Annotated in this window: 9 protein-coding genes and 1 tRNA gene; all 10 read right to left on the reverse strand. The window is 54.8% G+C overall.

Annotation, left to right across the window (positions count from 1 at the left end):
* Positions 1-107: 107 nt before the first annotated feature.
* Positions 108-2,552: a stage II sporulation protein E gene (gene spoIIE, locus JMF85_RS02825; protein ID WP_373423942.1), complete on the reverse strand. Its 2,445-nt coding sequence runs from the start codon at positions 2,550-2,552 to the stop codon at positions 108-110.
* A 417-nt stretch (positions 2,553-2,969) separates the two neighbouring features.
* A tRNA-Met gene (locus JMF85_RS02830) sits at positions 2,970-3,043 on the reverse strand.
* Positions 3,044-3,183: 140 nt separating this feature from the next.
* Positions 3,184-3,672 (reverse strand): S1 domain-containing RNA-binding protein, encoded by a 489-nt coding sequence (locus JMF85_RS02835; protein WP_054800161.1) that lies wholly within the window; start codon positions 3,670-3,672, stop codon positions 3,184-3,186.
* Between the two features lie 113 nt (positions 3,673-3,785).
* Positions 3,786-4,115: an FtsB family cell division protein gene (locus tag JMF85_RS02840; RefSeq protein WP_054797896.1), complete on the reverse strand. Its 330-nt coding sequence runs from the start codon at positions 4,113-4,115 to the stop codon at positions 3,786-3,788.
* A gap of 22 nt (positions 4,116-4,137) precedes the next feature.
* On the reverse strand, positions 4,138-4,713 hold the full coding sequence (gene yabQ / locus JMF85_RS02845; protein ID WP_127610734.1) for a spore cortex biosynthesis protein YabQ: 576 nt from the start codon (positions 4,711-4,713) through the stop codon (positions 4,138-4,140).
* Complete coding sequence (gene yabP / locus JMF85_RS02850; RefSeq protein WP_054797895.1) at positions 4,710-4,994, reverse strand: sporulation protein YabP; 285 nt, start codon at positions 4,992-4,994, stop codon at positions 4,710-4,712. Before yabP ends, yabQ begins: the two co-directional genes overlap by 4 nt.
* Before the next feature lie 218 nt (positions 4,995-5,212).
* On the reverse strand, positions 5,213-5,491 hold the full coding sequence (locus tag JMF85_RS02855) for an RNA-binding S4 domain-containing protein (protein ID WP_054797894.1): 279 nt from the start codon (positions 5,489-5,491) through the stop codon (positions 5,213-5,215).
* Entirely contained in the window at positions 5,491-5,763 is a 273-nt protein-coding gene (locus tag JMF85_RS02860) for an HU family DNA-binding protein (RefSeq protein WP_127610736.1), read from the reverse strand. The genes JMF85_RS02855 and JMF85_RS02860 overlap by 1 nt, the downstream gene beginning before the upstream one ends.
* A gap of 75 nt (positions 5,764-5,838) precedes the next feature.
* Entirely contained in the window at positions 5,839-7,347 is a 1,509-nt protein-coding gene (gene yabN, locus JMF85_RS02865; protein WP_201317699.1) for a bifunctional methyltransferase/pyrophosphohydrolase YabN, read from the reverse strand.
* A gap of 281 nt (positions 7,348-7,628) precedes the next feature.
* Entirely contained in the window at positions 7,629-7,757 is a 129-nt protein-coding gene (locus tag JMF85_RS28340; protein ID WP_269103169.1) for a hypothetical protein, read from the reverse strand.
* Between the last annotated feature and the right edge of the window lie 253 nt (positions 7,758-8,010).

Genomic DNA, 8,010 nt, shown 5'->3' on the forward strand with positions numbered 1-8,010 from the left:
ATATTATTCTTATTTTTTCCATTCGAGAGAATTCTAAACTGGTTTATATGCAGAAAACCGCTGGAGCAGCGAGGCTCCAGCGGTTTAGTTCGATATAGTACCACTCCTTAACTGACCGTCCTCGGACGTTCGATCCGCTCCATTCCCGGCGTCCGGAAGGTCGCCCACTCCGGCCTGAACTTATCGACGCGCGCGACCACCACCGTCATGTCGTCATAAATCTCCCCATGATGGTAACGCACGACCCGTTCGAGCAGGATGTCCGCGAATTCCTGCGGATGATCGGCGTCGATCTCGGTGATCATCCGTTTCATCCAGAGCTCCTTATTCACCGCGTGCCCCGGCGCATCGTAGATCCCGTCGGTCATCATGATTAAAATATCGCCGTGTTTCAGCGGCACGCTGACCAAGTCCACGTCGATCTCTTGCAAGATGCCGACCGGCAAATTGTTGGCGGTCACCGGAAACACCTCGCTGCCGCGTTTAATGAAGCTGGGGGTCGAACCGATTTTCATAAACGTCGTGTTGGCGCTGTACTGATCGATCAGCGCAACGTCGACCGTCGCGAACACTTCATCGGACGAACGAAGCATCAACACAGAGTTAACCGATTTGATAGCGAGCTTCTCGTCCATGCCGGATTGCAGCAGCTGCTGCAGGATCGACAGCGCCGCGCTGCTCTCCGCCCGCGCTCGCTCTCCGTTGCCCATCCCGTCGCTGAGCGCTACCGCGAACTTTCCGTTGCCCAGCTCGATCGTGCTGAAGCTGTCCCCGGACAGGAGGTCGCCCCCCTTGGCCGCCCCCGCAATTCCGGTCTCCACCTCGTACTCTTTCGCCGATCCGAACAACACCGTGCTGTACCCGTCCTTCCGGTCAAGCGCCTGCTCGTTCTTCACGGCGATATGCTCGCCCACGATTTCCGACAGCAGCGGCGCGATAATTTTACGGCACTCGTCAAACCCGCGCGTGTATTGATGGATGATTTCGATCTCGACATTGCCCTCATCCAAGCTGATAATGTCGATGCTGTGAATGGCCAGCCCGAGTTCTTCCAGAGCGCTTCGAATTTGCTCCTCTTGCATGAATAACTCTTGGCCTTCCCGCTTGATTTCCTTCGCCAGGTCCTCCATCACCTGGGAGACGCCGGACAACTGTTCAGCTACCAATTGACGGCTGTCGAGAATTTGTTTCTTCCAATGCTGATCGTTCTTATATAAATGGTATTGCTGCAGCATCACTTCGAGCACCTGGTCCGGTTTGACGCATATTTTCTTCCATCCCGGCTGAATATCCTTCCGTGTCATCGTCTCGCGCAGCTCGACCTCGGTCATCATGTCCGTCATATATTTATAGGTGTGGTAAAAACGTTCGTCCCAGCACTGCGTCCGCTTCCAGCAGGCAGAGCACGACTTCTCCGCGACGGAGTTCATGAAGTGGCCCACCTCCTCTTCTTTGCGCATCGGCTGGGTGTCCACGGTAATTTGTTTAAAGCTTCGGGACAACTGACGGAACACTTCGGAGAACTGCTCCACGCGATGCGCCGTCACATCGCGCACCCGCCTCGCGTAATCCTGCTGCGACTTGAGATTCTCCTGCGTACCCGGCACATATTTGGCCAAGGTTTGAATGACGCCTTTGGGGGTAAGAAGGAATAAAGCTACGGCAGCCACCGACTCCCAGGTCGAGCTCATAATATCGGCCTGGTTTCCGAGATACACCGATAAGATCGACGAGCCGAGCAGCATGCCGAACGCAACGGCCATTCTATTGCCTTCCTTCAATAGACCGGCCAGCATGCCGGCGAAGGCAAGCAAGCTCATCTGGTAGATTGCGCTGGAATTGGCCAAGCTGAGGATCAGTCCGGTCACGACACCCACCGAAGCTCCGAGCGGAGCTCCTCCGACGAGCGCAAACAGCAGAATCAGGTAACGCGACAACACATGCTCCAGCGTCATCGGGCCCGCAATCCAACCGACCGTTCCCGTCATCACCGAAGCGAGCAAGATGATTAAACAAATAACCTCCTCGTTTTTTAAACTGTAGTTTTTACGCGTTAACGTAAAGACAGGCACCGCTTGCAAAAATATATGGGTCAAAATCAGGCTTAACAACGCCCCTACCCCGGTCATCATCAGCGTATACCAGCTAAGATTCTCCGACGCGAGGTGGGAGAACAGCCGTACGAAAAACGTAGTGGCAAACACCATCGCCGGCGCATAAGAGATGTCGGAGCGCTGGAAACGCTCGACGCCTTTTTGCAGCAGGAGGAACACGACCATCTCCGCGATCAGGTAGCCGGTATGCATCGGCTCCACCGAAAACAAACTCCCTCCCGCTATAAAAACTGCCGTCCACACGAGCAGCTCCCGCCGCAAAAAATACATGACGGCAAAAAAGGCGACCCCGAACGGTGCCAACTGATCGAGGATCATCGCCCGTCCGAGCAGAAATGCCATGAACAAGAGTAGAATCGACCATTTCCTTGCGACGACGGCTTGTACGAGCCGGTTCTCCACAAAAACGCCTTTTACCGAGTCGCCCATCCGCCGCATGCCATCCGAACCTGCTGAACTCATTCGTTGAAATATTTGCCTTTTTTGCATAATTGTTTAACACCACCCATATACTATTAGTGTTACTTAGTATATAGCGTGTCCAGCAGAAAGTTTGTCAGAATGAGGTAGTCCAGCCGATGTTTTTTCCGACAAAATGAGGGCACTTGCGAAACATGAAAGAAACACGTGTCAAACAGAATTGCAAGCGCTTACAATAACGTATGTTCGGTTTAACGTCACGATTTGTTCGGTTTTGTTCGTCCACGTATCGGCGGTATTTACAGGAGGACCTGTCGATTTGCGGGGACGGAAATGAAGATACGACAAAAGTAGTCCCGCTTTGCGAATGGGATGACGGCATGACAGAATAAGACCCTGGGAGCGATCAACGCTTCCAGGGTCTTATTGTTTCTATAGCGGCAGAGGGGATCGAACCCCCGACCTTACGGGTATGAACCGTACGCTCTAGCCAGCTGAGCTATGCCGCCGCAACAAGCATGAGTATATAATAGTCAGGAAGCGCTTGTCAAGCGTTACAGGCTGCGAGTTGTTGGAAGTTGCATGCAAAAAAGCTGCCCGCGCCTGATCCTGCACGAACAGCTTTGATTATTTTAGAAGTAGGCTTCAGTTAATCCCGACGCGCACCGCGTCCGCCGCGCTTGCCCTCGGTATTCTTTTTGAGGGAAGAAATGCGGTCTTCGCTGTCTTTCAGGAAACGCGCCATTTTGTCTTCAAAGGTAAGTCGATTTACGGGAGGCTTACCGCCACGTCCCCCACGGTCGCCCCGATCGCCACGGTTAAAACCGCCACGGTCGCCACCGCCGCCGCCACCTTGTCTTTCGAAACGAGCGGGTCTTGTCGGAGGAGCGGCATCTACCGGTCGATCCACCGCTTGCTTGATGGACAGCCCGATCTTGCCGTCTTTGTCGACATTAATCACTTTCACGGTGACGATATCGCTCAGCTTAAGATGATCGTTGACATCTTTAACGTAGTTGTCCGCGATCTCCGAGATATGCACCAGTCCGGTAACTCCCTCGGATAGCTCAACGAACGCCCCAAAGTGAGTAATGCCCGTTACTTTGCCTTGCAGCTTGCTGCCCACTTCAATTGCCATAAAGTAAACTGTTCCTCCCTTAAATAGTTAAAAAACGAATTGAAAATGAAGCTACGCCGATTATAACGTACGCATCTCATACGGTCAACAAGGGTATGCGCAAAACGGGCATCCTACTTTTTGGCAGTTTGCGGCGTATAAAACAACGTCTCTCCCTCTTTTACATATTGTAGCTCTTTCCGGATGATTTGTTCCACGTATTCCGGATCGTTCAGTCTCGTAATCTCGCGCTGCGCATCGCTTTGAGCTTGCTTCGTTTCGTCCAGCTTCTGCTGCAGCATGCTCACTTTGTCCTTCCGATCGTTGATCTTTTCGGTTTGATTCCAGAGCGTGATGCCGGCCCAACTCAGAAAGCAAGTGAGAATCAGCATCACCAAGCGGCGCCGACGAATCGAGCCCTTATTATGGAGTTGCGGATGAGTTGCTTTAGAGACTGCCTGCAAGGTTCGAATCCTCCTAAATCGATCAAAAGAACCGGCGAACGAAGTTCGCTACGCTTTGACCCGTAGTCTTCACCCATGCGGGAAGCGGAAACCGAATCCACCTTCCAAGCGGCCTGAAGAGCCATAGCAGCATTTTCCACACAGGGTATACTAATTGTAACATAATTTTATAAAGGAAAATAGCGGTTGCAAGCAAAAATCCTAAAATGATCACAGTCAATCGATAGAGTCCGATTAACGGCTTGACTACAAGCAGCATGAACATGCTCCGCACTATTCTTGCCGTCGCCACCACGACGCGGATGGTAAACTTAATTACCCGTATCACCGTCCGGCTAAACAGCAAAAAGTAAATGATAATGCCGATGCCCAGACCCAGAAATATGAACGGGCGAACTTCCCCCCAATTGCTCTCGTACAGCAGCTTAAACACGATCAAGGTACCGATGAACCAGTACGCCAGATCCAAGACGGCTTTCAACCAAGCAGGCGCTTTCAGCTGGCCAGAAAGCACCCTGTATACGTCGAACAATCCGCCTAACGATAATCCGCCCGCACACATCATGCCGAGCGTTATGAATTGAATTTGTAACGTCACTTAAACAGCTTGCCCCACAGCCCTTTGGATTTGCCCTGCGCGTTTCCGTCCAAATAGGCCAGCTCGTTCACGTATCCTTCGATCGCCACCAAACCTTGATCCAGGCTCAAGTTTTTGATGTGCAAATTTTGACCCCTGATCATTAAATACCCGCTGTCCGTTTCAAGCAGAAACTCCTCGCTGTCGAAGCTCTCCACGTTCAAGACGCCGGATACTTCGAGCAGCTTCCGGTTTAACATCTTGATTTCCTGCCGTTTGACTTTGCCCGGTTGCTCTAACATGGGTTCGTCCCCCTCCTGAACGCTTTGGACGTACGCTTCCGTACACAAAGCTTGTTTACTATAAACGTATGGAGGGTGGACGAGGTTTAGAACCTATGAACGGATGGAATCCGCCGGTTCCCGGCAGTCCGGTACCCGTCATGCAAAAAAAAAGAGCCGGTCCCTGTCGTTTCCGACAAGGGACAGCCCTTTAACGAACACCGCTGTGAAACCGCCCGTTATAAAAATGAATCCGTTTCCTGCGCATTTCTTTCTTCCTTCAGCAGGGTGTACATCTTGGCCGCATCTTCCTTACGGGTCGATTCGGACAACAGTTCCACCCGTACGGTGACCAGCTTTTGGCCGAATTGAACGGTAAGCTCGTCGCCTACCTTCACCGTGCTGCTCGGTTTCGCTTCCCGGCCGTTGATCCAGACGCGTCCTTGTTCGGATACGTCCTTCGCGACCGTGCGCCGCTTAATCAGACGGGACAGCTTCAGAAACTTGTCAAGACGCATTACTTCACCGCTTCTTTAAGTTTGTTGCCGGCTTTGAACGCCGGAACTTTGGATTCCGGAATGGAGATTTCTACACCTGTTTGCGGGTTACGGCCCGTGCGGCCGGAACGCTTGCGAGTTTCGAACGTGCCGAAACCGATCAATTGTACTTTCTCGCCGCCTGCGAGCGCATCGGTTACTTCACCGAGGAAACTGTTCAAGACGGATTCAACATCTTTTTTGGTCAGTCCGCTTTTCTCTGCAATGCTATTGATCAAATCTGTTTTGTTCATGGTTTCTAAATCCTCCTCATAAAATAACGCTGAACTTAATATTCTTTGCCCATCAGGGAAATCCTGCTAGACCGCTTATTTTTTCAGAACTTTTTTTGCTTCCTGCCATAAGTCTTCCATCTCTTGTAAATCAGTTTGGTCAAATGTTTTGCCTTTTAAACGAAGCTGCGATTCAATATAACCGAAGCGCGTCCGGAATTTACGGTTGGCATCCGCCATCGCTTCTTCCGGCTCCACTTTGAGGAATCGGGCAAGGTTCACGACGGCGAACAGCAAGTCGCCGAGTTCCTCCTGCTGCTCCGTTCTCGTATATTCGCGAATCGCTTCCTTCACTTCCTCGAGCTCCGATTCGACGATCGGGAGCACTTCCTCCAGCGTCTTCCAGTCGAAGCCGACTTCCGCCGCTTTCTTCTGCAGCTTGTACGCCTTCAATAAACCGGGCAGATCGTTCGGAACGCCGGACAATACGGATTGCTGCGCCGGATCGATGCCCTTCTTGCGCTTCTCCTCGGCTTTGATCTGCTGCCAATTGCCGAGCGCTTCTTCCGCATTCTCGGCATCCAGCGTGCCGAACACGTGCGGATGACGGCGGATCAGCTTTTCGTTCAATTCCGCGATAACGTCGAAGACGGTGAATGAACCTTCATCCGCTTCGATTTGCGCATGGAGCATAACCTGCAGCAGCAGGTCTCCGAGTTCTTCGCGCAGGTGGTCCGGGTCGTCCTCATCGATCGTCTCCAGCACCTCGTAGGCTTCTTCAATAAGATTTCGCCGCAGCGACTTGTGGGTCTGCTCGCGATCCCACGGGCAGCCCTCCGGACTGCGGAGAATCTCCACGATTTCATGCAAACGGCTGAACGTGCGGCTGTGAACGTCTTCGCGTTCCGTGCGCGGCACCCAAACGAGCGACAGATTGCCGAAGCCTTCGATGCGGTCGAGCTCATACAGCGGCACCTCCCGCACCCGTTCTTCCCCGGCGACGCCGAGCGCATGGCCGACTGTAACCATGTAATCGTCGGGGTACAGCTCCATCAGCGTCAGCTTGACGTCCGATGCCGTGAACGTGTCGTACACTTGTCCGATGAGCGTATGCAGCTGCGGATTCAAGCTGTATCTGGACAGCGAGGTGGCGTCCAGCAGTTGAAAGCCCTCGATCGGGTCGAAGCCGAGCCGCATGAACGCTTGGTCGAGAAAGCTCTCGCCGCCCATCATGGTCAGCAGCACGCCTTCGCGGGAGCAACGTTCGCGGAGCAGCTGCACGGTCCGCTCCGCCACCATCGGATGACCGGGCACCGCGTACACGATTTCGCCGGCAGTCGTTTGCTGCGATTGGGCGATAAGCTCGGAGGCGATCGTTTCATACACTTCATCGAATCCCGCATTCGCTTCGTAGATGTGATCGAACGATTCGTATCGAATGTGGTGATGATCCAGCAGCGCGACCATCGGGTGCTCCTTGGTGCGCAAGTACAACGCACCGCCGCGGTTGCCGACGGCTTCGAGCTTGCGCCAGACGCCGAGCGTCAGCTGGTTTTCGTCACCGGTTCCGAGGCCGACGATGGTAATTTGCGGTTGAGCGGTCATTATCGCTGATTCCTCCTTGGTTGGGCGCGGCCGCGCGAACAGCTCGCCGGCCGCGTAAGTATGTAGAACGAGTGCGTACGCCCCGTGAACGTGCGAGTTTGCGTGGGGCGCAAGGGCGGCACGGCGATAAAGAGCAAAGCCGGGGCAGCGCGTGGCACCAATGCGCAAAAGCCCGGGGCACCGCGTGCGGCGGGCAGCGCATGGAGCCATTGCGCAGAAGCCGGGGCTCGGCTTGGGCCGGGCAGCGCGTGGAGCGCAAGTGCAAAAGCCCGGGGCTCGCGCTACCGCACCAGGCGCCAGCGCCGCAGCAGCGCAAGCGGTTTGCCGCGCAAGCGCGGGACGAGCGCGAGATCCTGCGCGGTGACGACGCGCAAGTAGAGCAGCGCGAGCGCATACGCGAGCCCGCCCACGGCGACGCCGCCGAGCGCGACGATCGCGGCCAGCCCCGGGGGGGCATGGCCGCGAACAGTCGCGCGAGCAGCGGCGCAGCGCCGTGCGTCACGGCCAGCAGGCCGAGCGTCATGATGCCGATGCCCAGCATCGGCATCATGACGGCGCGGCCGCGCGGGGCCGTGACGCCTGCGGCGCGCAGCGCGTGCGCGAGCGCGAGCCCGGCCGCGAGCGCATAGGCGGCGACGGCGGCCCACGCGGCGCCGTCGATGC

This window comes from Paenibacillus sp. EPM92 (assembly GCF_016586185.1).
Lineage (GTDB): Bacteria > Bacillota > Bacilli > Paenibacillales > NBRC-103111 > Paenibacillus_G > Paenibacillus_G validus.

What these genes read in the sequence shown, in the direction of transcription:
- spoIIE (WP_373423942.1), bottom strand. Translation starts at nt 2,552, where the DNA reads ATGCGGCGGATGGGCGACTCGGTAAAAGGCGTTTTTGTGGAGAACCGG.
- JMF85_RS02835 (WP_054800161.1), bottom strand. Translation starts at nt 3,672, where the DNA reads ATGGCAATTGAAGTGGGCAGCAAGCTGCAAGGCAAAGTAACGGGCATT.
- yabP (WP_054797895.1), bottom strand. Translation starts at nt 4,994, where the DNA reads ATGTTAGAGCAACCGGGCAAAGTCAAACGGCAGGAAATCAAGATGTTA.
- JMF85_RS02855 (WP_054797894.1), bottom strand. Translation starts at nt 5,491, where the DNA reads ATGCGTCTTGACAAGTTTCTGAAGCTGTCCCGTCTGATTAAGCGGCGC.
- JMF85_RS02860 (WP_127610736.1), bottom strand. Translation starts at nt 5,763, where the DNA reads ATGAACAAAACAGATTTGATCAATAGCATTGCAGAGAAAAGCGGACTG.
- yabN (WP_201317699.1), bottom strand. Translation starts at nt 7,347, where the DNA reads ATGACCGCTCAACCGCAAATTACCATCGTCGGCCTCGGAACCGGTGAC.